This window comes from Kitasatospora sp. NPDC023118 (genome assembly GCF_055560875.1).
This window is the reverse complement of record NZ_JBVHHW010000005.1, coordinates 121492-146735: the sequence shown is the minus strand read 5'-3', so window position 1 is coordinate 146735 and position 25244 is coordinate 121492. Positions and strand designations below refer to the sequence as shown.

Annotated in this window: 24 protein-coding genes and 1 pseudogene; 5 read left to right on the top strand and 20 right to left on the bottom strand. The window is 72.0% G+C overall.

The window, feature by feature from the left end; genetic code table 11:
- Positions 1 to 3 precede the first annotated feature (3 nt).
- The 10 genes from nuoH to ACZ3UD_RS08700 all read right to left on the bottom strand — a co-directional run bounded on the left by nuoH (position 4) and on the right by ACZ3UD_RS08700 (position 11622).
- Positions 4 to 1347 (bottom strand): NADH-quinone oxidoreductase subunit NuoH, encoded by a 1344-nt coding sequence (nuoH, locus tag ACZ3UD_RS08745; protein WP_465584011.1) that lies wholly within the window; start codon positions 1345 to 1347, stop codon positions 4 to 6.
- Positions 1344 to 3848 carry an NADH-quinone oxidoreductase subunit G gene (locus ACZ3UD_RS08740; RefSeq protein ID WP_465584008.1) on the bottom strand — a complete coding sequence of 835 codons (2505 nt, stop codon included), beginning with the start codon at positions 3846 to 3848 and terminating at the stop codon, positions 1344 to 1346. Before ACZ3UD_RS08740 ends, nuoH begins: the two co-directional genes overlap by 4 nt.
- Positions 3845 to 5206 (bottom strand): NADH-quinone oxidoreductase subunit NuoF, encoded by a 1362-nt coding sequence (nuoF, locus tag ACZ3UD_RS08735; RefSeq protein WP_465584005.1) that lies wholly within the window; start codon positions 5204 to 5206, stop codon positions 3845 to 3847. The genes ACZ3UD_RS08740 and nuoF overlap by 4 nt, the downstream gene beginning before the upstream one ends.
- Positions 5206 to 5961: an NADH-quinone oxidoreductase subunit NuoE gene (gene nuoE, locus ACZ3UD_RS08730; RefSeq protein WP_387614909.1), complete on the bottom strand. Its 756-nt coding sequence runs from the start codon at positions 5959 to 5961 to the stop codon at positions 5206 to 5208. Before nuoE ends, nuoF begins: the two co-directional genes overlap by 1 nt.
- Positions 5958 to 7334, bottom strand: coding sequence for an NADH-quinone oxidoreductase subunit D (locus ACZ3UD_RS08725; protein ID WP_465584002.1), 1377 nt, complete (start codon positions 7332 to 7334; stop codon positions 5958 to 5960). The genes nuoE and ACZ3UD_RS08725 overlap by 4 nt, the downstream gene beginning before the upstream one ends.
- Positions 7334 to 8047, bottom strand: a complete 714-nt coding sequence (locus ACZ3UD_RS08720) for an NADH-quinone oxidoreductase subunit C (RefSeq protein WP_465584000.1) — start codon at positions 8045 to 8047, stop codon at positions 7334 to 7336. Before ACZ3UD_RS08720 ends, ACZ3UD_RS08725 begins: the two co-directional genes overlap by 1 nt.
- The gene (locus ACZ3UD_RS08715; RefSeq protein ID WP_031079294.1) at positions 8044 to 8598 is read right to left on the bottom strand and encodes a NuoB/complex I 20 kDa subunit family protein; all 555 of its coding nucleotides are present in this window, start codon (positions 8596 to 8598) and stop codon (positions 8044 to 8046) included. Before ACZ3UD_RS08715 ends, ACZ3UD_RS08720 begins: the two co-directional genes overlap by 4 nt.
- A 111-nt stretch (positions 8599 to 8709) precedes the next feature.
- Complete coding sequence (locus ACZ3UD_RS08710) at positions 8710 to 9069, bottom strand: NADH-quinone oxidoreductase subunit A (protein ID WP_030060100.1); 360 nt, start codon at positions 9067 to 9069, stop codon at positions 8710 to 8712.
- A gap of 738 nt (positions 9070 to 9807) precedes the next feature.
- Entirely contained in the window at positions 9808 to 10434 is a 627-nt protein-coding gene (locus tag ACZ3UD_RS08705; RefSeq protein ID WP_465584345.1) for a response regulator, read from the bottom strand.
- Between the two features lie 108 nt (positions 10435 to 10542).
- On the bottom strand, positions 10543 to 11622 hold the full coding sequence (locus ACZ3UD_RS08700) for a sensor histidine kinase (RefSeq protein WP_465584343.1): 1080 nt from the start codon (positions 11620 to 11622) through the stop codon (positions 10543 to 10545).
- Between the two features lie 203 nt (positions 11623 to 11825).
- Here ACZ3UD_RS08700 and ACZ3UD_RS08695 point away from each other — a divergent pair, with 203 nt between their 5' ends.
- The gene (locus tag ACZ3UD_RS08695) at positions 11826 to 12401 is read left to right on the top strand and encodes a hypothetical protein (RefSeq protein WP_465583997.1); all 576 of its coding nucleotides are present in this window, start codon (positions 11826 to 11828) and stop codon (positions 12399 to 12401) included.
- A gap of 12 nt (positions 12402 to 12413) precedes the next feature.
- On the opposite strand, the gene ACZ3UD_RS08690 is transcribed toward ACZ3UD_RS08695, so the two are convergent.
- Complete coding sequence (locus ACZ3UD_RS08690; protein WP_465583995.1) at positions 12414 to 13391, bottom strand: DMT family transporter; 978 nt, start codon at positions 13389 to 13391, stop codon at positions 12414 to 12416.
- 193 nt (positions 13392 to 13584) lie between these two features.
- Positions 13585 to 14250, bottom strand: coding sequence for a CatB-related O-acetyltransferase (locus ACZ3UD_RS08685; RefSeq protein WP_465583993.1), 666 nt, complete (start codon positions 14248 to 14250; stop codon positions 13585 to 13587).
- Positions 14251 to 14344: 94 nt separating this feature from the next.
- Between ACZ3UD_RS08685 and ACZ3UD_RS08680 the strand changes: the two genes are divergently transcribed.
- From ACZ3UD_RS08680 to ACZ3UD_RS08670, 3 genes are all read left to right on the top strand, one after another.
- Complete coding sequence (locus tag ACZ3UD_RS08680; protein ID WP_465583991.1) at positions 14345 to 14995, top strand: TetR/AcrR family transcriptional regulator; 651 nt, start codon at positions 14345 to 14347, stop codon at positions 14993 to 14995.
- An 84-nt stretch (positions 14996 to 15079) separates the two neighbouring features.
- Entirely contained in the window at positions 15080 to 15793 is a 714-nt protein-coding gene (locus ACZ3UD_RS08675; protein WP_465583989.1) for a peptidylprolyl isomerase, read from the top strand.
- A gap of 73 nt (positions 15794 to 15866) precedes the next feature.
- A complete protein-coding gene (locus ACZ3UD_RS08670) occupies positions 15867 to 16292 on the top strand; it encodes a MazG-like family protein (protein WP_465583987.1) in 426 nt (141 codons plus the stop codon).
- On the opposite strand, the gene ACZ3UD_RS08665 is transcribed toward ACZ3UD_RS08670, so the two are convergent.
- The 7 genes from ACZ3UD_RS08665 to ACZ3UD_RS08635 form a co-directional block, all read right to left on the bottom strand.
- Positions 16289 to 17578, bottom strand: a complete 1290-nt coding sequence (locus ACZ3UD_RS08665; protein ID WP_465584340.1) for a geranylgeranyl reductase family protein — start codon at positions 17576 to 17578, stop codon at positions 16289 to 16291. The two genes, ACZ3UD_RS08670 and ACZ3UD_RS08665, sit on opposite strands and share 4 nt — an antisense overlap.
- A gap of 185 nt (positions 17579 to 17763) precedes the next feature.
- Positions 17764 to 18459, bottom strand: coding sequence for a demethylmenaquinone methyltransferase (locus ACZ3UD_RS08660; protein WP_465583984.1), 696 nt, complete (start codon positions 18457 to 18459; stop codon positions 17764 to 17766).
- A 67-nt stretch (positions 18460 to 18526) separates the two neighbouring features.
- Complete coding sequence (locus ACZ3UD_RS08655) at positions 18527 to 19114, bottom strand: hypothetical protein (RefSeq protein WP_465583981.1); 588 nt, start codon at positions 19112 to 19114, stop codon at positions 18527 to 18529.
- A gap of 263 nt (positions 19115 to 19377) precedes the next feature.
- Complete coding sequence (locus ACZ3UD_RS08650) at positions 19378 to 20070, bottom strand: amidohydrolase family protein (protein ID WP_465583978.1); 693 nt, start codon at positions 20068 to 20070, stop codon at positions 19378 to 19380.
- A 10-nt stretch (positions 20071 to 20080) separates the two neighbouring features.
- Positions 20081 to 21301, bottom strand: a complete 1221-nt coding sequence (gene mqnC / locus ACZ3UD_RS08645) for a cyclic dehypoxanthinyl futalosine synthase (RefSeq protein ID WP_380611238.1) — start codon at positions 21299 to 21301, stop codon at positions 20081 to 20083.
- Positions 21302 to 21374: 73 nt separating this feature from the next.
- Positions 21375 to 23069, bottom strand: a complete 1695-nt coding sequence (locus ACZ3UD_RS08640; RefSeq protein ID WP_465583975.1) for a serine/threonine-protein kinase — start codon at positions 23067 to 23069, stop codon at positions 21375 to 21377.
- A gap of 172 nt (positions 23070 to 23241) precedes the next feature.
- A complete protein-coding gene (locus ACZ3UD_RS08635; RefSeq protein WP_465583972.1) occupies positions 23242 to 24144 on the bottom strand; it encodes a menaquinone biosynthetic enzyme MqnA/MqnD family protein in 903 nt (300 codons plus the stop codon).
- Between the two features lie 375 nt (positions 24145 to 24519).
- Here ACZ3UD_RS08635 and ACZ3UD_RS08630 point away from each other — a divergent pair, with 375 nt between their 5' ends.
- Positions 24520 to 24723 (top strand): cold-shock protein, encoded by a 204-nt coding sequence (locus ACZ3UD_RS08630; RefSeq protein WP_188301247.1) that lies wholly within the window; start codon positions 24520 to 24522, stop codon positions 24721 to 24723.
- A 216-nt stretch (positions 24724 to 24939) separates the two neighbouring features.
- On the opposite strand, the pseudogene ACZ3UD_RS08625 reads toward ACZ3UD_RS08630, so the two are convergent.
- Positions 24940 to 25101, bottom strand: a pseudogene (locus ACZ3UD_RS08625) (dicarboxylate/amino acid:cation symporter); the annotation flags it as partial.
- Positions 25102 to 25244 lie beyond the last annotated feature (143 nt).

Sequence of the window (25244 nt, the reverse complement as noted above, 5' to 3'; positions counted from 1 at the left end):
GGATCAGCTCCCTTCGGAATGGTCGGCCCCGTTGAGGGCGTCCTGCAGTTGCTTCGGGGCGCGGCTGCGCCGGCGCGGCACCGGCGGGAGCTCCTGGCCGGGCAGCGGCGGCACCGGGTACCCGCCCGCCATCGGGTCGAACTCGCCCTTGGGGTACGGCCCGTCCTCAGCTGTCGCGGCTTCCTCGGGCTGTTTCTTCAGGAAGTCCCGCAGCAGCGCCAGCAGCAGGATCACGCCGACCGGCGCGCCCACGTACAGCAACACCTCGGCGAAGCCGTAGCCCTCGTTGCGCAGCGCCCGCACGCTCGCGATCAGCACCAGCCACACCAGCGAGACCGGGATCAGCACCTTCCAGCCCAGCTTCATGAACTGGTCGTAGCGGAACCGGGGCAGCGTGCCGCGCAGCCAGATGAAGAAGAACAGCAGCAGCTGGATCTTCAGCGTGATCCACAGCATCGGCCACCAGCCGTGGTTGGCGCCCTCCCAGAAGGTCGACACCGGCCAGGGGGCCCGCCAGCCGCCCAGGAACAGGGTCGAGGCCACCGCCGAGACGGTCACCATGTTGACGTACTCGGCCAGCATGAACATCGCGAACTTCAGCGAGGAGTACTCGGTGTTGAAACCGCCGACCAGCTCGCCCTCGGCCTCCGGGAGGTCGAACGGCGCCCGGTTGGTCTCACCGACCATCGAGATGATGTACACGATGAACGACACCGGCAGCAGCGCCGCGAACCAGGTCGGCTGCTGGTGCGCCACGATCTCCGAGGTCGACATCGAGCCCGAGTAGATGAACACCGCCGCGAAGGACAGGCCCATCGCGATCTCGTAGCTGATCATCTGCGCGGAGGAGCGCAGCCCGCCCAGCAGCGGGTAGGTCGAGCCGGATGACCAACCGGCCAGCACGATCCCGTAGATGCCCACCGAGGCCGTCGCCAGGATGTACAGCAGCGCCACCGGGAGGTCGGTCAGCTGCAGCGGCGTCCGGGTGCCGAAGATCGACACCTCGTTGCCGGCCGGACCGAACGGGATCACCGCGAAGGCCATGAAGGCGGGGATGGCGCAGACGATCGGGGCCAGGATGTAGACCACCTTGTCCGAGCCCTTGACCACCAGGTCTTCCTTCAGCGCCAGCTTCACGCCGTCCGCCAGCGACTGCAGCATGCCCCACGGGCCGTGCCGGTTCGGCCCGATGCGCAGTTGCATCCAGGCCACCACCTTGCGCTCCCAGACGATCGCGATCAGCACCGTCAGGACGAGGAACGCGAAGCAGAACACCGCCTTCAGCAGCACCAGCCACCACGGGTCCTGCCCGAAGAAGTGGAGCGTCTCGTACGGCTGCGGAGTCATCGGCCATCCCCTTCGCGGCCGGCCCCGGCCTCGTCCTCGACGGCGACCGGCTCCAGCGTGGCCGCGGCGATCGTGACCAGGTGGCCGACGGTGGTGCCGAGCGTGCGGTGGGCGCCGCCCGGCGTGGAGTTGAGCGGGATCCAGACCGTACGGTCCGGGATCGAGTCGGTGACCTCCAGCGGCAGGATCAGCGAGCCGGCCGGACCAGTCAACCGCAGCGCGGCCGCCGCTTCGGCGTCGATCTCCTTCGCGGTGGCGGCCGAGATCCGGGCCACCGCCCGGTGCCGGGTGCCCGCCAGGTGCGGATCGCCCTGCTGCAGCACGCCGTTGTCCAGCAGCTGGCGCCAACCCGCCAGCACCGCCTGGCCGGTGGCCGGGCGGGGCAGCACTCCCGGGTGCGCCGCCGGATCGGCCGCGCGGTCGCCCTGCCAGGGCTCGAAGCGGTCCAGTTCCAGCCGGGCCGCCCGGACGTCCGCCAGGCCCAGCCGGTGGCCCAGCGCGTCGGCCAGCATGCTCAGCACCCGCAGGTCGGAATGGAGGTGACGGCCCATCTGCTGGTCCGGCTTGAGCGCGGCCTCGAACATCCGCACCCGGCCCTCCCAGTCCAGGAAGGTGCCCGCCTTCTCGGCCACCGCCGCCACCGGCAGCACCACGTCCGCCCGGGCCGTCACCGCGGAGGGCCGCAGTTCCAGCGACACCACGAACGGCACCGCGGCCAGGGCCTCGTCGGCCAGCGCCGGGTCCGGCAGGTCGTCCGGGTCGACCCCGCCGACCAGCAGCGCGTCCAGGTCGCCCTGGGCGGCCGCGGTCAGGATCTGGTCGGTGTCCCGGCCCGGCCGCGAGGGCAGCTCGGTCACCCCCCACACCTCGGCCGCCTCCGCCCGGGCCGCCGGAGCGGCCACCGGGCGGCCACCGGGCAGCAGGCCCGGCAGCGCACCGGCCTCCACCGCACCGCGCTCCCCCGCCCGGCGCGGCACCCAGGCCAGCTCGGCCCCGGTCGCGTGCGCCAGCCGCAGCAACGCCGTCAGCGCGCCCGGGACCGCGGCCAGCCGCTCGCCCGCCAGGATCACCGCGCCCGGCCGGCGCAGCAGTTCGGCCGCCTGCCCGGCCTCGTCGTTCAGCGGCTCGTCCGCCGCCAGCGCCGCGAACCACTCCGGCTCGGTGCCGGGGGCGGCCGACAGCAGCGCGCCGCGCAGCTTGGCCAGGCCCCTGGAGGCGAAGGCCGCCACCGAGTACACCTTCAGCCCGTGGCCGCGGGTGGCCTTGCGCAGCCGCAGGAAGACGATCGGCGACTCCTCCTCCGGTTCGAGGCCAGCCAGCAGCACCGCCGGGGCCTGTTCCAGCCGCTCGTACGTCACCCCGTCGCCGGCCACGTCCACCCCGCGCCCGGCGACCGCCGCGGCCAGGAAGTCCGCCTCCTCACCGGTGTGCGGGCGGGCCCGGAAGTCCACGTCGTTGGTGCCGAGCACCACCCGGGCGAACTTGGCGTAGGCGTACGCGTCCTCGACCGTCACCCGGCCGCCGGCCAGCACCCCGGTACGGGCTCCGCGCAGCCCCTCGGCCGCCCGGGCCAGCGCCTCCGGCCAGGAGGCGGGCACCAGTTCGCCGTCCTCCCGCACCAGCGGGGTGGCCAGCCGGTCCCGCAGTTGGGCGTAGCGGAAGGCGAACCGGCCCTTGTCGCAGTTCCACTCCTCGTTCACCGCCGGGTCCTCGCCCGCCAGCCGGCGCAGCACCTTGCCGCGCCGGTGGTCGGTGCGCTGGGCGCAACCCGCCGAGCAGTGCTCGCACACGCTCGGCGAGGAGACCAGGTCGAAGGGGCGCGAGCGGAAACGGTAAGCCGCCGAGGTCAGCGCGCCCACCGGGCAGATCTGGATGGTGTTCCCGGAGAAGTACGACTCGAAGTCGTCCCCCTCGCCGGTGCCGACCTGCTGCAGCGCGCCACGCTCGACCAGGTCGATGAACGGGTCCCCGGCGATCTGCTGGGAGAAGCGGGTGCAGCGCGCGCACAGCACGCAGCGCTCCCGGTCCAGCAGCACCTGGCTGCTGATCGGCACCGGCTTCTCGTAGGTGCGCTTCATGCCCTCGAAGCGGGAGTCCGCGCCGCCAGCGGACATCGCCTGGTTCTGCAGCGGGCACTCGCCGCCCTTGTCGCAGATCGGGCAGTCCAGCGGGTGGTTGATCAGCAGCAGCTCCATCACGCCGCGCTGGGCCTTCTCGGCCACCGGCGAGCTGAGCTGGGTGCGCACCACCATGCCCTCGGCGACCGGGATGGTGCAGGAGGCGACCGGCTTGCGCTGGCCCTCGATCTCGACGATGCACTGCCGGCAGGCACCGGCCGGGTCGAGCAGCGGGTGGTCGCAGAAGCGCGGGATCTGGGTGCCGATGGTCTCGGCGGCCCGGATCACCAGGGTGCCCTTGGGGACCTTCACTTCGACGCCGTCGATGGTGAGCGTGACCAGTTCGACCGCTGTGTCGGGGGCGGTTGGCTCTGTGATCGTCACGCGTGCACCTCCCTTTCCGTGGCGGACTGGTGGCCGGGGCGGGGGCCGTCGGCCCAGACGGTGGAGGCGGCCGGGTCGAACGGGCAGCGGCGCTCGGCGAGGTGCTGCTCGTACTCGGCCCGGAAGTGCTGGAGCGAGGAGACGATCGGGCTGGCCGCGCCGTCGCCCAGCGCGCAGAAGGACTTGCCGTTGATGTTGTCGGCGATGTCGAGGAGCTTCTCCAGGTCCCCGTCGACGCCCTCGCCCGCCTCGATCCGCTCGAGCAGCTGGACCAGCCAGTAGGTGCCCTCGCGGCAGGGGGTGCACTTGCCGCAGGACTCGTGGGCGTAGAACTCGGTCCAGCGGGTGACCGCCCGCACCACGCAGGTGGTCTCGTCGAAGACCTGCAGCGCCTTGGTGCCGAGCATCGAGCCGGCCGCGCCGACGCTCTCGTAGTCCAGCGGGACGTCGAGGTGCTCGTCGGTGAACATCGGGGTGGAGGAGCCGCCCGGGGTCCAGAACTTCAGCCGGTGCCCGGGGCGGATGCCGCCGCTGAGGTCCAGCAGCTGGCGCAGGGTGACGCCGAGCGGAGCCTCGTACTGGCCGGGGTTGGTGACGTGACCGGAGAGCGAGTAGAGCGTGAAACCGGGGGACTTCTCGGTGCCCAGGCTCTTGAACCACTCCTTGCCCCGGGCCAGGATCGGCGGCACCGAGGCGATCGATTCGACGTTGTTGACCACCGTCGGGCAGGCGTACAGGCCGGCGATCGCCGGGAACGGCGGCCGCAGCCTCGGCTGGCCGCGGCGGCCCTCCAGCGAGTCCAGCAGCGCCGTCTCCTCGCCGCAGATGTACGCGCCGGCGCCGGCGTGCACGGTGATGTCGAGGTCCACGCCGGAGCCGAGGATGTTCCGGCCCAGCAGCCCGGCCTGGTACGCCTCGGCAACGGCCGCGTGCAGCCGGCGCAGCACCGGGACGACCTCGCCGCGCAGGTAGATGAACGCGTGGTCGCAGCGGATCGCGTAGGAGGCGATGACCATGCCCTCGATCAGCGCGTGCGGGTTGGCGAACAGCAGCGGGATGTCCTTGCAGGTGCCCGGTTCGGACTCGTCCGCGTTGACCACCAGGTAGTGCGGCTTGCCGTCGTTCTGCGGGATGAACTGCCACTTCATCCCGGTGGGGAAGCCGGCGCCGCCGCGGCCGCGCAGGCCGGCGTCCTTGACCAGGGCGATCACGTCGTCCGGGGGCATCGCCAGGGCCGCCTTGAGGCCCTCGTAGCCCTGGTGGCGACGGTAGGTGGCGAGCGTCCAGGGGTGGCTGTCGTCCCAGGAGGCGGACAGGACGGGGGTGAGCAGCTTCTCGGCCGGCTCGGCGGAGGTCATCACGCTTCGGTCCCTTCCTGGCCGGGCTCCTCGTGGCGCGGGGAGACCACCTTGGTGCCGCCGGTGCCGGGCAGGGCCTCGCCCCTGGACAGGCGCAGCCCGGCCAGTGAGGGGGCGCCGCCGGCGCCGGACTCGTCGTTGGCGCCGGGGCGCTCGTCGGGGAAGCCGGCCAGGATCCGGGCGGTCTCCTTGAAGCCGCACAGCCGGGCACCGCGGGTGGGCCGCACCTCGCGGCCTGCCCGCAGGTCGTCGACCAGCTGCTTGGCGCTCTCCGGTGTCTGGTTGTCGAAGAACTCCCAGTTGACCATCACCACGGGGGCGTAGTCGCAGGCCGCGTTGCACTCGATGTGCTCGATCGAGACCTCGCCGTCCTCGGTGGTCTCGTTGTTGCGGATGCCCAGGTGCTGCTGGAGCTCGGCGAAGATCTGGTCGCCGCCGAGCACCGCGCACAGGGTGTTGGTGCAGACCCCGACGTGGTACGTCCCGGCCGGGCGCCGCCGGTACATGGTGTAGAAGGTGGCGACGGCGGTGACCTCGGCGGTGGTGAGGTCCAACTGCTCGGCGCAGAACCGGATCCCGGTCGGGCTGACGAAGCCCTCCTCGGCCTGGACCAGGTGCAGCAGCGGCAGCAGCGCCGAGCGGGCCTGCGGGTAGCGGCCGATCAGCTCGGCGGCGTCGGCGGCCAGCCGGGTGCGCACCTCCTCGGGGTACGGCGGGGCCGGCAGCGCCGGCAGTCCGAGTTCGACGTTGGTCACCGGTCCACGCCTCCCATCACCGGGTCGATCCCGGCCACCGCGACGATCACGTCGGCCACCTGGCCGCCCTCGCACATCGCCGCCATCGTCTGCAGATTGGTGAACGACGGATCCCGGAAGTGGACCCGGTACGGGCGCGTCCCGCCGTCGCTGACCACGTGCACGCCCAGCTCGCCCTTGGGCGACTCGACCGCCGCGTACGCCTGGCCGACCGGGACCCGGAAGCCCTCGGTGACCAGCTTGAAGTGGTGGATCAGGGCCTCCATCGAGGTGCCCATGATCTTGCGGATGTGGTCGAGCGAGTTGCCCAGGCCGTCGGGACCGAGGGCGAGTTGGGCGGGCCAGGCGATCTTCTTGTCGGCCACCATGACCGGGCCCGGGCGCAGCCGGTCCAGGCACTGCTCGACGATCCGCAATGACTGCTTCATCTCCTCCAGGCGGATCAGGAAGCGGCCGTAGGAGTCGGCGCTGTCCGCCGTGGCGACCTCGAACTCGTAGTTCTCGTAGCCGCAGTACGGGTCGGTCTTGCGCAGGTCGTGCGGCAGGCCGGTGGCGCGCAGGATCGGGCCGGTGGCGCCGAGGGCCAGGCAGCCGGGCAGGTCCAGGAAGCCGACGTCGACCAGGCGGGCCTTGAACACCGGGTTGCCGGTGGCGAGTTTGTCGTACTCGTGCATCCGGGAGCGGAAGACCTTGACCGCCTCGCGGATCTGGTCGACGGCGCCGGGCGGCAGGTCCTGGGCGAGGCCGCCGGGGCGCACGTACGCGTGGTTCATGCGCAGGCCGGTGACCAGCTCGAAGACGTCCAGGATCAGTTCGCGGTCCCGGAAGCCGTAGATCATCAGGGTGGTGGAGCCGATCTCCATGCCGCCGGTGGCCAGGCAGACCAGGTGCGAGGCGATCCGGTTGAGCTCCATCATCATCACCCGGATGACGTCGGCCCGCTCCGGGATGTCGTCGGTGATGCCGAGCAGCTTCTCGACCGCCAGGCAGTAGGCGGTCTCGTTGAACAGCGGGGTCAGGTAGTCCATGCGGGTCACGAAGGTGGTGCCCTGGACCCAGCTGCGGAACTCCATGTTCTTCTCGATGCCGGTGTGGAGGTAGCCGATGCCGCAGCGGGCCTCCTTCACCGTCTCGCCGTCGATCTCCAGGATCAGCCGCAGCACGCCGTGGGTGGACGGGTGCTGGGGGCCCATGTTGACGATGATGCGTTCGTCGTCGGCCCGGCCGACCGCCTCGACCACCTCGCCCCAGTCGCCGCCGGTGACGGTGAAGACCCGGCCTTCGGTGGTCTCGCGGGCCTGCGCTTCCTCGGTCTCGCCGTGGGTCTCGCCGCGGGGCTCGCCGTGGGTCTCTTCGTAGTGCTGAGTGTTCATCAGCTGTACGACCTCCGCTGGTCGGGTGCCGGGATCTGGGCGCCCTTGTACTCGACGGGGATGCCGCCGAGCGGGTAGTCCTTGCGCTGCGGGTGGCCCAGCCAGTCGTCCGGCATCATGATCCGGGTGAGCGCCGGGTGGCCGTCGAAGACCAGGCCGAAGAAGTCGTAGGCCTCGCGCTCGTGCCAGTCGTTGGTCGGGTAGACGCTCACCACGGAGGGGATCCGGGGGTCGGCGTCCGGCGCGGTGACCTCCAGCCGGATCAGCCGGCCGTGGGTGATCGAGCGCAGGTGGTAGACCGCGTGCAGCTCGCGGCCCTTGTCGCCGGGGTAGTGCACGCCGCTGACGCCCAGGCACAGTTCGAAGCGCAGCGCCGGGTCGTCGCGCAGGATGCGGACGGTCCTCAGCAGGTGGTCGCGCTCGATGTGGAAGGTGAGTTCGCCGCGGTCGACCACGGTCTTCCCGATCACCTCGGCCGGGTCGAGGCCCTGCTCCTCCAGGGCACCCTCCAGCTCGTCGGCGACCTCGTCGAACCAGCCGCCGTACGGGCGTTCGCTCGGGCCGGGCAGCACGACGGGGGCGGCCAGGCCGCCGAAGCCGGACGTGTCGCCGCTGCCCTGGGCGCCGAACATGCCCTGGCGGCGGCCGACCACCTCGACCGGGAGTTCGCGGACCGGCCGCTCGCGGCGGGTCTCGGGTACCTGCTCGCTCATCGCAGCTGCCCCCGCATCTCGCTGATCGGGGTGGCCTTGAGGGCGAGGGCCTCGCCGAGTTCCTCGGCGCGGCGTCGGTTCACGCCCAGCGGCTCGTGCTGGATCTTGTCGTGCAGCTTCAGGATGGCGTCCATCAGCATCTCCGGGCGGGGCGGGCAGCCGGGCAGGTAGATGTCCACCGGGACGATGTGGTCGACGCCCTGGACGATCGCGTAGTTGTTGAACATCCCGCCGGAGGAGGCGCAGACGCCCATCGAGATGACCCACTTGGGGTTGGCCATCTGGTCGTACACCTGGCGTAGCACCGGGGCCATCTTCTGACTCACCCGGCCCGCGACGATCATCAGATCGGCCTGCCGGGGGGAGCCCCGGAAGACCTCCATGCCGAACCGGGCCAGGTCGTAGCGGCCGGCGCCGGTGGTCATCATCTCGATCGCGCAGCAGGCCAGACCGAAGGTGGCCGGGAAGAGTGACGCCTTGCGCACCCAGCCGGCGGCCGTCTCCACGGTCGTGAGCAGAAAGCCGCTCGGCAGCTTCTCCTCGATTCCCATCAGATCCCTCTCAATGCCCTCAAGTCGTCTGGAAGGTCGGTCGGTTCCGGCTTGTCCGCTCGTTCACAAGCGGTCGCGCGCCGGTCGACGGGTGGGGCGACCACCCCGCGCTCAGTCCCACTCCAGGCCGCCGCGGCGCCACACGTAGGCGTACGCGACGAAGACGGTGGCGATGAACAGGAGCATCTCGACCAGCCCGAAGATCCCCAGGGCGTCGAAGGTCACCGCCCAGGGGTAAAGGAAGACGATCTCGATGTCGAAGACGATGAAGAGCATCGCCGTCAGGTAGTACTTGATCGGGAACCGACCGCCGCCCACGGGCTGCGGGGTCGGCTCGATGCCGCACTCGTACGCCTCCAACTTGGCCCGGTTGTAGCGCTTGGGGCCGGTGAGTGAGGCCATCACGACGGAGCCGACCGCGAACGCCGCCGCGATGGCACCGAGTACGAGGATCGGCGCGTAGGCATTCATAGCCCCCGCTCCCTCCGTCCAGTCGTCCTTGACTGCAGATCGGAACCGGCAGGTCACGCTGAGGTGAACCCGCGCTCCAGTTCCCGAGATCCACCTCATGTGAGGCAGTTCACAAAGCCTTGGAGTGAGCGCATCCTATGCCCGTCGGCTTGTGATCTGCGACACGCAGTTCATCGTCATCTTTGTGATCTACGACACCATGTGAATGGTGGCGAATGCGAACATGCCCAGAGTTGTCGACGCAAAGGAGTCAAATGGTCACAACCAGTCGCATTCACCTTTGAAGTGGCTGGTCAGCGGCACGTTCCTATATCAACTATGCGCCGCGCAAAGCAAATTTCGGGGCGCCATGTTGACGTGTTATAGCGGCTCACTCGCAGGGGTGGCGGAGGCTTGAACGTCCGCTTGACCCTTCGTTCACAAGCGCGCGAGTCGGCGTCGGGTGGGGTCGCCCCGTCGGCCCTCCGCCACCTCCTCCTCCACTCACGGCGCCCGGCGCCCGGGCACGCCGGCGCCGGGGGGCGGGGGAGGGCGCCGGGGGGAGGGCGCCGGGGGGAGGGCGCCGGGCGCCGGGAGGGTCGGGCGCCGGGGGGCGGGGGTTGGCGCCGCCCACGTGCCGCTCGTGCTTGCACATACCGCCGATCCCTGCGCGTGCCCGTGGCGGGGTCGGGGCGGAGGCAGCTCTCGTGCGGCCCCTGCCCCCGGGGCCGCCCCCTCGCCCCGTGGGCCGTGGCCCAGCTACCGGCTGCCGGCCGACTGCTCCCAGATCCAGGCTGCGATGCCCACCCGGTTACGGGCTCCGATCTTGCGCTGGATGTTCGCGAGGTGGTTCTTCACCGTCCCCGGTGAGATGAACAGCCCTGCGCCGATCTCGGCGTTGGTCGCGCCGTCTGCCACCAGCTCGGCGATCTCCTTTTCTCTCGCGGTCAGTTCCTCCGTCGGCCCGGCCGCCGGCTGCTGCGTCGCCACAGCCGTCTTGGCGCCCGGCCCGGGCTTCGGCTCCGCCTCCGGAAGTGCCATGTGCTTCAGGAGCCGGACGGTGACCTGCGGACTGATCAACGCGTCCCCGGCCATCGCCGCCCGGACCGCCTCGATCAGCAGCACCGGCCCGGAGCGCTTCAGCAGGAACCCGGCCGCTCCGTGCCGCAGTGCCGTGTGCACGTACTCGTCCAGGTCGAAGGTGGTCACCACGATCACCTTGCACTGGTCGGCCAACTGCCGCGTGACTTCCAGACCGTCGAGCTTCGGCATCCGGATGTCCGCGAGCACCACGTCCGGCCGCAGCCTCCTTGCCTCCTCCACCGCTGCGGCGCCGTCCGCCGCCTCCGCCACCACCACCATGTCCGGCTGCACGTCCAGGATCATCCGGAACGCGCTGCGGATGTCCGCCTGGTCGTCCGCGATCAGGATCCGAATCGGCCCTGTGCCACTGCCCACGCCCTGCACCTCCCCGTTACCGACCCGCGTCGGCTTCTACGATCGCGCCGGCCCTGCGCCGGACTCCTCCAGCGGAAGCACCGCCGTCACCCGCCAGGCCTCCCGCTCGTGCGGGCCGGCTTCCAGCGAACCGCCGAGGGCCTCCACCCGGGCCGCCAGCCCCGGCAGCCCGCTGCCACCGCCCCGACGCGGCAACCCCGCCGGGCCCGGTGCGCGACCGTCGTTGGTCACCGTCAGCTCCAGCAGTCCGCCACTGCGGCGGGCCCGGACCTCGACCGCCTGTGCGGCCGGAGCGTGCCGCCGGACATTGGTCAGGGACTCGACCACGACTCGGTGGACGGTGCCCTCCACCTCGCGCGGCACCGGCCCCTCCGGCAGCTCCAACCGGACTTTGGCGCCACCCGTCGCGGTGAACTGCTCTGCCACCTCGACGAGTTCGGCAAGCCCGGGCTGCGGAGCCCGGCTGCCGCCGTCCGCGCTGCGCAGCAGCTGTACCGTCCGGTCCAGCGAGGCCAGCGCCCGTTGCCCGGCCTGCTCTATTCGCTGGAACATCTCGGCCGCCCGATCCGGATCGATCCCGGCCAGGTACGCCCCCGCCTGAGCCTGGGCGACCATTCCGCTGACATCGTGCGCCACGAAGTCGTGCAGGTCGTGGGCCAGTTCGATCCGCTGCGCGCGCCTGGCCTCGACCACCGCCTTGTTGCGCCCCTCGTCCAAGCCCCGCAGGTAGAGCCCGATCAGAACGGCCGGCAGGGAGAGCGTCGAGCCGAACCCGAAGACCGTGAGCGTGTCCCCGGGCCCTTCGACGGACGTGAACCGGGACAGCCAGAGGGCGACCGCCCCGCACGCCGTCCAGGCCGCCGCCGCGCACCGCGGGCCGTCCTCGGCGCGCAGGCTGATGACCACCGACAGCAACAGAACGGCCAGTTCGACCAGGCCCAACAGCCCGGCCCAGCGATCTGCCTCCACCCAACGGCCGAGGAACCAGACGGCGACTGTGACCACGACCGACGCCGCCCCGAGCGCCATGGTCACGGCCGCCGCCCCGTACCGCCCCCGCGTCACCCAGGCCGGCAGCGCCAGGACCAGGACAACCCCGGACAGGATCTGAGTCATCGTCACCGCCTTTCCTCGACTCTTCGAATGCCGTCACATTACGGCACCGCCGGGTCGGCTCGCCTGTGCCGATCGGCATATATCAAAGGCCGGTTGAGCAGGAGGAACAGCCCGATCGGCATCTGCCGCGAACCCCTGGCCGGCCTCCAGTCTTGAGTCATCGCACCGGCCACGGAGGCCGGATCCGAAGGGAGTCCACCACCATGTCGAAGCTCGCGATCAACGCCCGCGACACCGCCCACCAGGCCGAGGCGACTTCCTCGGACGTCCCGCCCGCCCCGCGCTGGGCCCAACTCGCCGCCAAGGGCGCCGCCCTCACCGCCGTCCCCTCGGGGCTGTGGCGGATCGTCTTCGGCTTCGGCGTCCCGGTCGGCTTCACCGGCGCGACGGCCGCGGCGTATGGCGAGCACCAGCCGGGCTGGGGCACCGTCTACTGCGTGGCGCTGAGCGCCCTGGCCGAGACGCTGGCCTTCCTGACCCTGGGCCTGGTCCGCCCCTGGGGGCTGGTGGCGCCCCGGTGGATCCCGCTGATAGGCGGCCGCCGGGTCCAGCCGCTCGCCGCGATCGTCCCGGCCCTGCTGGGCTCGGTGATGCTCACCTTCCTCGGCATGGAGGGGCTGTTCGGCCGCTGGGCCCACAACCTGGCCGAGCCGGATTCGCCGCGCGGCTTCGCCGCCGTCGTGATGACGCTCGCCTACCTGCCCCTGGTCGCCTGGGGCCCGCTGCTCGGCGCGGTCACCATCGACTACGCCCGCCGGACGCTGCGGCGGCGCCGGTGACGAGGCGGCGGGTCACACCGGGGCCGGCTCCGGACTCGGTCCCACCGCGTCAGACGCACTCTCGCCCTCCCCCGTGCCCCCGACCAGGCGCGGCGCGGGGGCGGTGCGCCGACCCCACTCGGTCGCGACCAGCACCAGGGCTCCGCCGAGCAAGGCGAGCGGACCCATCCGGTTCCCGGCCACGGTGATGCCGAAGACGGCGGCCCACAGCGGCTCGGTGCCGAGCAGCAGGCTCACCCGGGACGGCGAGGTGGCCCGGACGGCCCACATCTGAACGAAGAAGGCGAACAGGGTGCAGAACAAGGACAGGTGCAGCAGCCAGGCCCACTGGCCGGCCCCGTACGAGCGTGCGACGGTCCACGGCGCGGGCCCGACCAACAGCGCGACGACGGCAAACACTCCGGTGGCCACGGCGAGTTGGACCCAAGTGACGGCGAGCATGTCGGTGTCGCGGACAGCCCGGGTGCGGGCCATCGCGAGGACGTACGCCGAGCGGACCAGGGCGGCGCCCAGCACCAGCAGGTCACCGAGCGTCGGAGGGCGCAGCCCGCCGTCGCCGGTGAGCAGGGCGACGCCGAGGACGGCCAGCCCAGCCGCCGCCAGGAAGGCCCGCGGTGGCGCGGTCCGGCCGAGGGCGCTCTCGCCGAGCGGGGTGAGCACCACCGCGAGACTGATGATCAGCCCGGCGTTGGTCGCGGAGGTGTGCACGGCGCCATAGGTCTCCAGCAGGAAGATCCCGCTGAGCACCAGCCCCAGCCCGGTGCCGCCGAGCCACTCGGCGCGGCTCAGCCTCCGCAGGGAGCGCCAGGCGACCACCCCGAGCAGTGGCAGCACCAGCCCGAACCGCAGCACGAGCATCGCCACGACCGTCCCCGGCTCGGCCACCCGCTGGACGGCGAGGAAGCTCGACCCCCACACCACCGCGACGAACAGCACCGGAAGATCACGAAGGACCGGCGAGGACGAGTCCTTGGACAGGGAGGCAGGCATGACGAGGATCCCTCCGGACGAACGGAACCGACGGGCGCGAGGACCGTACGGCGTCGGACGGACCCAGGAGCCGGGCGGAGGGCCCGGCGGCGGACAGGGCACAGCATGGAACGAGGGGGCGCCATCTTCGCGCACCGGACGGCCGGTGATCAACGCCGTTCCGGACACCGGATGGTCGGCCTGGCCCACTCCGTCAGCCGTCGAGCAGGCCGTTCGCCGCGGCGATCGCCTCGATATCGGCTGGAGTTCCGGACATGATGACGCGGACGTGCTCGGTGACGTGCTCGACCGGCCAGTCCCACCAGGCCGCGCGGAGCAGGCGCTCGATGTCGGCGTCGTCGAAGCGACGACGGATCGGGCGGGCGGGGTTGCCGCCGACGATGGTGTAGGGCTCGACGTCGGTGGTGACCATCGCGCCGGCCGCGATGATCGCGCCATCGCCGATCCGTACCCCGGGCAGCACGGTGGCCCCGAAGCCGAACCAGACGTCATTGCCGACCACCGTGTCACCCCTGCTGGGCAGGCCCGTGACGATGTCGAGGGTCCGCTCGGTCCAACTGCCGCCGAACATCGTGAAGGGGAAGGTGGAGACACCGACGGTCGGATGGGCGGCGCCGGCCATCAGAAAACGGGTGCCGGTGGCGATCGCACAGTACTTGCCGATCACCAGGCGCTCGGGGCCGTACGCGTAGAGGACGTTGCGTTCCTCGAAGCGGGTGGCTCCATCGGGGTCGTCGAAGTAGGTGTACTCACCGACCTCGATCCGCGGGTGGGCGACGAGCGGGCGTAGCAGGACGACCCGGTCGTGGCCGGCAAGCGGGTGGAGGGCGGTGGAGTCGGGGATGACGGTAGCGGGCACGCAAGCTCCTCTCGTAATGCGACTTGAGTCGCATTACGATGAGCATGGCACGAACACCACCCCACGGCAAGCCTTAACGCGACTGGAGTCGACTTTGACCGGAGCCACCCACCCCACGCCGGAGCCCCACACCCCCACCCCACGCCCGGGCGGCCGCAGCGCCCGGGTCCGGGCGGAGGTGGTCGCCGCCACCCTCGCCGAGGTCACCGAGAAGGGGTACGACAACCTCACCGTCGAGGCGGTCGCCACCCGCTCCGGCGTCCACAAGGCCACCCTCTACCGGCGCTGGGGTGGGGTCGACGGCCTGGTCGCCGACGCCCTGACGGCCTCCGCCGACCAGCCCTGGCCCCTGCCCGACACCGGAGACCTTCGAGAGGACCTCCGCCGGATCACCCAGGAGGTGTTCAGCGTCTTCACCGACCCGGAGCTCGGCCCCACGCCCACCTCGCTGATCTCCGCCGCCCAACGCTCCGACACCGGCGCGGTCGCCCTGCGCGCCTTCTTCGCGGCCCGCCACCGCCAGGCCGCCGAAGTCGCCGAACGGGCGGCCGCCCGGGGCGAGTTGCCCGCCGGAACGGACGGCGTCGAGGTGGTCCGGGCCGCCACTGCGCCGCTCTACTACCGACTGTTCGTCTCCGGCGAGCCGCTGGACGCCGACACCGCCGAGCGGGCCGCCGACGCCGCCGCCCTGGCCGCCCGTGCCGGGCTGTTCACATCCAACCCGACCATCCCGGAACAGAACTGACAAATCATCACGGCATCACAGCCCGAGGAGCCACGGCCGTCCCATCCCCTACCGCATCCCCACCCGGCCGTGGATGATTCCTCCATGACAATCCAGCCGTCCACCACCCCTCGGAAGGCCCGTCACGTGAAGCGAAAGCACTGGGCGCTGGTCACCGCCGTGACCGTCTTCCCGCTCGTCGCGAGCACCGGCACCGCCATCGCGGACGCCCCGGCGACCGGCACTGCCCCCGCCGCCGCCGGCTGCACCTACACACCGGCCGTCCCGGCCGACAACTTCAAGGGCATCCCGGTGTTCGACGCCGAGAAGGCTGCGAAGCCCTACCGCGCGACCCTGCGGACCAACCAGGGCCCGATCACCTTCGAGGCACTGACCGACAAGGCTCCCTGCACCACCTTCTCGTTCCGCTTCCTCGCCGAGCACGACTACTTCGACCGCACCCACTGCCACCGGCTCACCACCCAGCGGATCTACGTCCTGCAGTGCGGCGACCCGACCGGCACGGGCAGCGGCGGTCCGGGCTACTCGTTCCCGGACGAGAACCTGACCGGCGCCACCTACCCGGCCGGCACCGTGGCCATGGCCAACGCCGGTCCGAACACCAACGGCAGCCAGTTCTTCTTCGTCTGGAAGGACACCAAGCTCTCCCCCGCCTACACGCCCTTCGGCCGGATCACCTCGGGCCTGGACGTCCTGCAGAAGATCGCCGCCGCCGGCGAGGACGACCAGAACAGCCCGGGCGACGGCTTCCCGAGCGTCCCGGTGAACATCCGCCACGTGAACATCAGCAAGCGCTGACACCGGCACCGCGCGGCTCCCGTACGGTTGCGGTACCGACCGCACCGCAGGGGAGCAAGGGGAGCAGCACCGCATGGACAGCCGGATCTGGGAGAGCGTCGACCACCTGGTCGCGTGGCTGGACGAGCAGAGCACGCAGTCGCCGCAGGAGGAACGCCTGCTGCGACTGCTCAAGCTCTCCGAGGAGGTCGGCGAGGTCGGCGCGGCGGTGATCGGCGCCACCGGGCAGAACCCGCGCAAGGGCGTCACCCACAGCTGGGAGGACGTCCAGCACGAGCTCTGCGACGTCGTCTTCAGCGCCCTGGTCGCCCTACGGACGCTCACCCCGGACGCGGCCCGGGTGTTCGCCGAGCGCCTCGCCTACGTCGAACAGCGCTCCGCCGCCTCCCGCTCCGTCCCGGAGGCGGCGGAGACCGCGGAGCCGGCGAAGGCAGCCGAGACGGCGGAGACCGCAGGGGCGGCGAAGGCAGCCGAGACCGCCGGGCCGGACGCGCGTTAGGCGTTGGGCGCGACCCGGGTAAGGCCGTTGATCACGCGGTCCATCGCGTCGCCGCCCTGCGGGTCGGTGAGGTTGGCGAGCAGCTTGAGGGTGAAACGCATCAGCTGCGGCCGAGGCAGGCCGTGCTGGGCGGCCAGCTGCATCACCTTGGGGTTGCCGATGAGCTTCACGAAGGCGCGGCCCAGCGTGTAGTAGCCGCCGTACACGTCCTTGAGGATGCGCGGGTAGGCCTGCAGGGCGCGCTCGCGGCCGCCGACGGTGACCCGGGCCAGGGCCTGGGTGATGACCCCGGCAGCGATCTGGCCGGATTCCATCGCATAGGCGATGCCCTCGCCGTTGAACGGGTTGACCATGCCGCCCGCGTCGCCGACCAGCAGCAGGCCGCGGGTGTAGTGCGGCTGCCGGTTGAAGGCCATCGGCAGGGCGGCGCCGCGGATCGGGTCGGTCATGTTCTCGGGGGTGTAGCCCCACTCCTCCGGCATGCTCGCGCACCAGGCCTTGAGCACCTCGCGCCAGTCCAGCTCGCCGAACGCGGAGGAGGAGTTGAGGATGCCGAGGCCGACGTTGGAGGTGCCGTCGCCCATGCCGAACACCCAGCCGTAGCCGGGCAGCAGCTTGCGCTGGCCGCCGCGGGTGTCCCACAGCTCCAGCCAGGACTCCAGGTAGTCGTCGTCGTGGCGGGGCGAGTTGAAGTAGGTGCGGTAGGCGACGCCCATCGGGCGGTCCTCACGCCGGTGCAGGCCCATGGCCAACGAGAGCCGCGTGGAGTTTCCGTCGGCGGCGACCACCAGCGGGGCGCGGAAGGTGACCGGCCGCTTCTCCTCGCCGAGCTTGGCGGTGACGCCGACGATCCGCCCGGTGCGGTCGTCCAGGACCGGCCCGCTGACGTTGCAGCGCTCGTAGAGCCGGGCGCCGGCCTTCTCGGCCTGACGGGCCAGCAGCTCGTCGAAGTCGGCGCGCTTGCGGACCAGGCCGTAGTCCGGGAACGAGGACAGCTCGGGCCAGTCCAGCTCCAGCCGGACGCCGCCGCCGACGATCCGCAGACCCTTGTTGTGCAGCCAGCCGTTCTCGGTGGAGACATCAATCCCCATGTCCACCAGCTGCTTGGTGGCACGCGGGGTCAGGCCGTCGCCGCAGACCTTCTCACGCGGGAAGGCGGTCTTCTCCAGCAGCAGCACGTCCAGCCCGGCCTGGGCCAGGTAGTACGCGGTGGTGGAACCGGCCGGGCCCGCGCCGACCACGATGACGTCGGCGGTGCTCTCGACCGTGCTGTCCGGCTTCGTCAGATCGGCTGCGGTCTCGGACACGTGGACACACTCCTGGTGCTGCGGCGGGGGGGACGGCGGCTTTTGTCTTCGGCAGTCTAGTTCCGCTCACACCGCCGGAGACCCCCGCGCCCTGCCACACCCGCTAGCGCCATGCCGCGCCCGCTAGCACCCCGCCGCATCCGTCCCGCGCCCTGCCGCACCCGCTAGACGACCTTGTAGCCCCGGTGCAGCGCCACGATCCCGCCGGTGAGGTTGCGCCAGGCGACCTTCGACCAGCCGCTCTGCTGCAGCTTGGCGGCCAGCGCGGGCTGGTCGGGCCAGACCCGGATGGACTCGGCGAGGTAGACGTACGCGTCCGGGTTGCTGCTGACAGCGGTCGCGACCGGCGGCAGCGCGCGCATCAGGTACTCGGTGTAGACGGTGCGGAACGGCGTCCAGGTCGGCGTGGAGAACTCACAGATCACCACCTTGCCGCCGGGCTTGGTGACGCGCTGCATCTCGCGCAGCGCCGCCTCGGTGTCGTGGACGTTGCGCAGCGCGAAGGAGATCGTCACCGCGTCGAAGGTGTCGTCCGCGAACGGCAGCCGGGTGGCGTCGCCTGCGGTGAGCGCCAGCTCGGGGTGGCGGCGCTTGCCCTCGGCGAGCATGCCGACCGAGAAGTCGCACGGGACGACCTTGGCCCCGGCCTCGACGAAGGGCAGCGAGGAGGTGCCGGTGCCGGCCCCGAGGTCGAGCACGAGGTCCCCCGGTCCGGCGGCCACCGCCTCGGCCACCGCCCGGCGCCAGGCGCGGGCCTGGCCGAGGGAGAGCACGTCGTTGGTGAGGTCGTACTTGGCCGCGACGTCGTCGAACATGGCGGCGACTTCGTGCGGCTGCTTGTCCAGAGAGGCTCGGGTCACGAACCCATTGTTCACCCTGGAACGGACACGCCGGTCAACGGGGCACACCGGGCGCCGTCCGCCGGCGTCAGTGCGACCCGCGCCGACCGCCCGCGCGCCGTCGGCGGCGGGAGCGCTTGCCGTGGGTGATCGCGGGCATCCCATCGGCCAGCGCCTCGGTGGCCAGCGCGAAGTTGGCGGCGAGCCGGCCCTGCCCGGCGCGGACCGCGACGGCCCGCCGGTGCCGCCGGATGCGCAGCACGCAGATCATGAAGAGCACCACGGCCACCGGCACGCTGAACCGGGCCAGCCCCACGCCGACCGGCTGCGGGTAGGTGTCGCCGCAGATCCGCACCGCGCCCGGGTCGTCGGCCGCGTGCTCCAGGCAGACCGCGTCGCCCAGCCTGGTGCCGTCGGCCAGCGGCAGCGCGGCCGCGGTGTGCGGCTGGCCACTCACCTTGTAGCTGACGGCGCTGTACGTGCCGCCGCCGGTCGGCAGCTGGGTGACGACGCCCTCGACTCTCACCGGGTGGGCCCCGATCCGGTCGGCCTGCTCGGCCTGGCGCCAACCGAGCAGGCACATGCCGACGGCCAGCACTGCGCTGAGCACGGCGGCGAGGTACCAACCACGGCCCAACCGCGGGGTGCGCGGCGGGGGAACGGTCGCGGTTCGCATGGTTCCTGTCCTGGCTTGCCTCCGGGGCCTGGGACACGGCCCCGCCGCCCGCGGGCACGGGCGGTGGTGTGGTGAGGGTACGGAGTGAGCTGTCCGGGATCGTATCCGCTGGCGGGCCCTCAGGTCACGGCGAAGGGGGAATCACCCCCCAGGGTGGACACCAGAGTTCGGCCGCACACGAAGGAAGTCCCGTGCGCGGCAAGGCAATCCGCCTGCTGACGAGTACGTCACACCGGCCCGCGGCCACAGCGGCCTCAGCGGCCTCAGCGCCGCCGGTACACCAACCGCCCGCCCAGCACGGTCGCCAGGGCGCCACCCGGCAGCGGCCCGGAGTTCCCCTCGTCGTCGACCGCGAACACCGCGAAGTCGGCCCGGCCACCGGCCGCCAGCCGCCCGTGCACGGCCCGCGCCAACGGCAGCACCGCCAGCGGGTCCAGCGGCCCCGCCCCGGACTCCACCGACCCCGCCCCGGACTCCGCCGACCCCGCCCCGGACTCCACCGGCCCCCGCAGCGCCACCAGCCCCGGCAGCACCACGAGCCCCGAACGCGCCACCGCCGTCCGCACCGAGGCCCGCTCGAAGGGCCCGGCCACCGCCGTCACCCCGAAGCCGAGCATCCGCTGCAGCCCCCGCCGGGCACTCGCCCCGAAGCGGGTCTCGTCGGCGCAGCCCACCAGTTCGTCCGTGAGCGGCTCGGAGCCGATCCCCTCCCGCGGATCCGGGTGGTAGTCCCGCTCCAGCGCCCGCTGTCCGTACGGGTTGCGCAGCCCGGGCGTGAGCACCGCCGGGCCCCAGTCCCGCACCCGCGCCGCCGGGTGCTTGGCCGCCAGCTCCGGGTACGGCCCGACGGCCTCGACCCGCTCGCCGCGCACCACCACCGCCCCGTCGGCGAAGGACGGGGCGGTGGGATCGGCCGGGTCGGGCAGCACGAGGGCCGCCCGGTGGAGGGTCAGCACCGGTGCGGGCTCAGTTGTCCAGGATCTTCAGCTCGGGGTGCGCGGTGCCGCCCTCGATCGCCGTGGAGGCGATGTGCGAGGCGACCCGCGGGTCGACCGGGTCGTTCGCCGGGTCGTCCAGCACCCGCAGGTGCTCGTACGTGGTCGAGCGCTGCGCCGGGACGCGGTCGGCGGCCCGGATCAGGTGGATCAGCTCGGTGAGGTTGGAGCGGTGCTTGGCACCGGCCGCCGAGACGACGTTCTCCTCCAGCATGACCGAGCCGAGGTCGTCCGCGCCGTAGTGCAGCGACAGCTGGCCCGCCTCCTTGCCGGTGGTCAGCCAGGAGCCCTGGATGTGGGCGACGTTGTCGAGGAACAGGCGGGCGATCGCGATCATCCGCAGGTACTCGAAGACGGTGGCCTGGGTCGAGCCCTTCAGGTGGTTGTTCTGCGGCTGGTAGGTGTACGGGATGAACGCCCGGAACCCGCCGGTGCGGTCCTGCACCTCGCGGATCATCCGCAGGTGCTCGATCCGCTCGGCGTTGGTCTCGCCGGTGCCCATCAGCATGGTGGAGGTGGACTCCACGCCGAGGCCGTGGGCGATCTCCATGATCTCCAGCCAGCGCTCGCCCGACTCCTTCAGCGGGGCGATCGCCTTGCGCGGCCGCTCCGGCAGCAGCTCGGCGCCGGCGCCCGCGAAGGAGTCCAGGCCGGCCTTGTGGATCCGGGTGATCGCCTCCTCGACGGAGACGCCCGAGATCCGGGACATGTGCTCGACCTCGGAGGCGCCCAGCGAGTGGATCACCAGCTGCGGGAACTCCGCCTTGATCGCCGAGAACGCGCGCTCGTAGTACTCCACGCCGTAGTCCGGGTGGTGGCCGCCCTGGAACATGATCTGGGTGCCGCCCAGCTCGACCGTCTCGGCGCAGCGGCGCAGGATCTCGTCGAGTTCGCGGGACCAGCCCTTGTCGCTCTTCGGCGGCACGTAGAAGGCGCAGAACTTGCACGCCGTCACGCAGACGTTGGTGTAGTTGATGTTGCGCTCGATGATGTACGTCGCGATGTGCTCGGTACCGGCGTAGCGGCGGCGGCGCACCGCGTCGGCGGCGGAGCCGAGCGCGTGCAGCGGCGCCGAGCGGTACAGCTCCAGCGCCTCCTCCGGAGTGATCCGGCCGCCGGCGGCGGCCCGGTCGAGCACGGCCTGCAGGTCGGTGCTGGACGCATCGAGGGTGGTCGCTGCGAGCTCGGTCACCTGGCGGCCTTCTCTCTCTCAAGTGCTACTCGGGTACGGCCGAACCAGCCTACGCCAGGCGTTTCGGGCACTCTCAGCCCGCCGCCCCGTTCACCTTGCGCATCGTCCCGACCGGGTTCCCGGCCGCCGGGTCGGCGGAACTGAACCTGATCGTCCCGTCGGCTTGCAGGGTGAGCGTCTCCGCGTTGGCGCCGCCGGTGCAGGCGCCGGGGATCGAGGCGTGCACCAGCCGGGACTGGAACACCAGCTTGGTATCGGAGACCGACCTGAGCGTCCAGGCGCCCTCGCAGCTGATCGAGATCAGCCCGGAGAGGGCGTTGCGGCTGCTGGTGCTCTCCTGGCCGATCGCGGCCGGGCGGACGGTGAGTGTGGTGGTGCCGCCGGGCAGGCCCTTGTCGGTGACCATGTCCCCGCTCCAGGTGCCCAGGAAGGCGGCCGGCACCGCGTTCGGCCCGCCCGTCGCGGGCGCCGGGGAGGACGCGGAGGCGGACGGCGCCACTGACGGGGACGCCGACGGGGTGTCCGTCCCGCCCGGCACGAAGGCCCCCGGCGAGGCGATCGCGTCGCTCGGATCGACGGACGGAACCGGCAGCGGGCCCACGGCCGGCACCACCGGCTCGTCGCGGTGCAGCCCCTCGTACAGCCCGTACCCCACGCCCGCGAGCACTGCGGCCGTCAGCACCGCCGCCGTCGTGAGTCCGGCCCTCCGCCGCCACCACGGCTCGGCGGGCGTCATGGACGGCCCGAAACCCCCGGGCGGGTAGACGCACGGGGGCAAGGTCGGAGTCCGCACCACCTCGGCCCCGCCCTCGTCCTCGGCCGCCTCCGATGCGGCCACGGCCGCGGCCGCTTCCGCCGGCTCCTCCTGCTCGTCCTCCAGGTCCAGCAGCCGCACCGCGCTGCGCCCCACCCCCGCCGCCAGCGCCGGCGGCAGGAAGCCCCAGAGCCGGGCGGTGCCCACGCCGTCCGGGTCCAGTCGGGCCGCCAGCTGCTGCGGGGTGGGCCGGGCGGCCGGGTCCTTGGCCAGGCAGTCGAGGACGATCGCCCGCAGCGGCTCGGCCAGCCCGGCGACGTCCGGCTCCTCGTGCAGCACCCGGTAGAGCAGGACGGCCGCGCTGACCCCCTCGCCGAAGGGGTGCACGCCGGTGGCGGCGAAGGCCAGGACGGCGCCCAGCGAGAAGACGTCCCCGGCCGGTCCGACCGGCCGCCCGTTCGCCTGCTCCGGCGCCATGAAGCCCGGCGAGCCGACCACATAACCGGATCGGGTGAACCCGCTGGTCGCGTCCAGCGCCCGGGCGATCCCGAAGTCGATCAGCCGTGGCCCGTCCAGGGTCAGCAGTACGTTGGACGGCTTGACGTCGCGGTGCACCAGGCCGAGCCCGTGCACATGGACGAGCGCCTCGGCGAGCCCGACCCCGAGCGCGCGGACGGCCGGCTCGGGCAGCGGCCCGTACTCCTGGACGGCGACGGTGAGCGCGGGGCCCGCCACGTAGCCGGTGGCGACCCAGGGCTGCTCGCCCTCGGTGTCGGCGTCCAGCACGGGCGCCGTCCAGCTGCCGCCGACCCGCCGGGCGGCGGCCACCTCCTGCCGGAACCGGGCGCGGAACTCGGCGTCGTCCGCCAGCTCCGAGCGCACCACCTTGACGGCCACGGTCCGCCCGCCGGCCGTCCGGCCGAGGTAGACCCGGCCCATCCCGCCCGAACCGAGCCGCCGCAGCAGCCGGTAGGCGCCCACCTGGCGCGGGTCGTCCGACCCCAGTGCCCGCATGCCCGCACGCTCCCCTCGCACTCGCACGCACGGCCCCGGGCGGGTGCCCGGCCGCGTACGCCGCTTCCGGGGCGCCTCCCGCGGGGCCACCCGCCGGACGCGCCTCGGGAGCAGACCGTACCGGGCCGGGCCGACCCCCGGGGGTGCGGCCCGCCTCCCGGGGCCCGGGGAGCTACTCCCCGACCGGCAGAGCCACCGGCTCCAGCAGTTGCACCGCCACGTCCGGCGTGAAGCCGCTGTCGTGCGCGACCCGCCGGGCGAACTCGGCGACCCCGGCCAGCTGCCGCTCGCCGAGCGAAAAGTCCAGCGCCTCGCTGAAGTACCGCTCCAGCACGTCCGGCCCGAAGGCCTCCCAGCGGGCGGCCTGCTCGGCGACCTTGGCGGCCTCCACCAGCGACAGGTCGCGGGACTCCAGGAAGGCCCGGTGGACGGCCGCGGTCAGCTCGGGGCAGCGCTCGGCGAACTCCCGGCGCACCGCCCAGACCGCGAAGACGAACGGCAGGCCGGTCCACGCCTTCCACAAGGCGCCCAGGTCGTGGACGGTCAGCCCGAGGTCGGCGGCCTGCCCGAGGTAGGCGCGCAGCGCCGGGTCGCCGATCAGGACGGCGGCGTCGGCCTCGGCCAGCATCGCGCTGAGGTCGGGCGGACAGCTGAAGTAGTCCGGACGGACGCCCTCGCGCTCCTCCAGGAGCAGCCGGGCCAGCCGGACGGAGGTGCGGCTGGTGGAGCCGAGGGCGACCCGGCGGCCGTCGAGGTCGGCGAGCGGCACCTTGCTCACGATCAGGCAGGACATCACCGGGCCGTCGCTGCCGACCGCGATGTCGGGCAGGACCAGCAGGTCAGCGGCGTTGCGAAGGTACTCCACGCAGGTGATCGGCCCGATGTCCAGGGAACCCCCGACGAGCTGGTCGCTCAGCTTCTCCGGGGTGTCCTTGGTGAGGTCGAGATCGAGCAGATTGCCGGTCCTGGCGAGACCCCAGTAGAGGGGAACGCAGTTCAGGAACTGAATATGGCCGACCCGCGGCCTGACCGGCGTGTTCTCCTGGGGCTCCCGCGTTTGCGCGTCCGCTGCCACTGCGCCGCTCCCTTGCTGTTCGTGCGCTTCCCCGCAGCGTATGCCCGCTGTTCACGACGGCTCGCACCGGCCACCCGACACGCGCACGCGCGCCCTCAACAGGCCTTCGCACGCCCGCTCGCAGCCCTCACGACACGCCCCGTCCGCACAGCAAGCGACCCCTGGTCGTCACAGCGACCGCATGCTAGCGTTGCCCTCAGTTGCAGTTTGATTCCCCTTGCAGTACTTGAAGCCTGCGGAGCATGTAACCGCAGGCTTTTTGTAGTTTTTCAGCAATATCGAAAAACTTCGGACTCGTCCGGAGGCAGGGCGATCAGCGCAGCGGACCGGGTGCCACACGGTGTGGCCCCCGACACGCATCGCAAGGAGAACGGCATGGCTCAGGGAACCGTCAAGTGGTTCAACGCTGAGAAGGGCTTCGGTTTCATCGCCCAGGATGGCGGCGGCCCCGACGTCTTCGTCCACTACTCCGCCATCAACGCGAACGGCTTCCGTTCGCTGGAGGAGAACCAGACGGTCACCTTCGACGTCACCCAGGGCCCGAAGGGTCCGCAGGCGGAGAACGTCACCGCTGTCTGAGCATCCTCTGATGTTCTGATCGCTCGGGACCCCTACGGGTCCGCCGACGGCTCCCGACAGCCGTCACCATGAGCACAAGAGCAACACCCAAGGGGGCCTGCCCATCGCGGCGGGCCCCCTGCCTTTTCCCCGCGCCGTCCCCTGCCGGGAGAGCACGGCGAAGGGCCTGCCCCCACACCTTCCGGTGCGGGGGCAGGCCCTTTCGTACGACTGCGGTCAGGCCGCGACCGGAGCCTTCGCGCCGGCCTGCGCCGGGGCGACGGCCGACGGCGCGTCCTCCCCGTACAGGTCACCGGACGGGTTGTTGTACGCGTCGGTGTCCAGGATCATCTCCCGCGCCGCGACCAGCACCGGCACCAGCGCCTGACCGGCGACGTTGGCAACTGGTGGCGCATTGGTACTGGTCAGAGAGTCCCACGTCGGCCTCGCGGAAAGGTCCGCGAGAACGAAGGTCGCGAGGCCGAGCCGACCGCGACAACGGAGCCGGGCGAGCCCGGCGGCGCGGGAACCGGTACCCCTGG

Coding starts and splice junctions, on each gene's coding strand:
- nuoH (WP_465584011.1), bottom strand. CDS start 1,347: ATGACTCCGCAGCCGTACGAGACGCTCCACTTCTTCGGGCAGGACCCG.
- nuoF (WP_465584005.1), bottom strand. CDS start 5,206: ATGACCTCCGCCGAGCCGGCCGAGAAGCTGCTCACCCCCGTCCTGTCC.
- ACZ3UD_RS08725 (WP_465584002.1), bottom strand. CDS start 7,334: ATGAACACTCAGCACTACGAAGAGACCCACGGCGAGCCCCGCGGCGAG.
- ACZ3UD_RS08720 (WP_465584000.1), bottom strand. CDS start 8,047: ATGAGCGAGCAGGTACCCGAGACCCGCCGCGAGCGGCCGGTCCGCGAA.
- ACZ3UD_RS08715 (WP_031079294.1), bottom strand. CDS start 8,598: ATGGGAATCGAGGAGAAGCTGCCGAGCGGCTTTCTGCTCACGACCGTG.
- ACZ3UD_RS08710 (WP_030060100.1), bottom strand. CDS start 9,069: ATGAATGCCTACGCGCCGATCCTCGTACTCGGTGCCATCGCGGCGGCG.
- ACZ3UD_RS08705 (WP_465584345.1), bottom strand. CDS start 10,434: ATGATCCTGGACGTGCAGCCGGACATGGTGGTGGTGGCGGAGGCGGCG.
- ACZ3UD_RS08700 (WP_465584343.1), bottom strand. CDS start 11,622: ATGACTCAGATCCTGTCCGGGGTTGTCCTGGTCCTGGCGCTGCCGGCC.
- ACZ3UD_RS08695 (WP_465583997.1), top strand. CDS start 11,826: ATGTCGAAGCTCGCGATCAACGCCCGCGACACCGCCCACCAGGCCGAG.
- ACZ3UD_RS08690 (WP_465583995.1), bottom strand. CDS start 13,391: ATGCCTGCCTCCCTGTCCAAGGACTCGTCCTCGCCGGTCCTTCGTGAT.
- ACZ3UD_RS08675 (WP_465583989.1), top strand. CDS start 15,080: ATGACAATCCAGCCGTCCACCACCCCTCGGAAGGCCCGTCACGTGAAG.
- ACZ3UD_RS08670 (WP_465583987.1), top strand. CDS start 15,867: ATGGACAGCCGGATCTGGGAGAGCGTCGACCACCTGGTCGCGTGGCTG.
- ACZ3UD_RS08655 (WP_465583981.1), bottom strand. CDS start 19,114: ATGCGAACCGCGACCGTTCCCCCGCCGCGCACCCCGCGGTTGGGCCGT.
- ACZ3UD_RS08640 (WP_465583975.1), bottom strand. CDS start 23,069: ATGCGGGCACTGGGGTCGGACGACCCGCGCCAGGTGGGCGCCTACCGG.
- ACZ3UD_RS08630 (WP_188301247.1), top strand. CDS start 24,520: ATGGCTCAGGGAACCGTCAAGTGGTTCAACGCTGAGAAGGGCTTCGGT.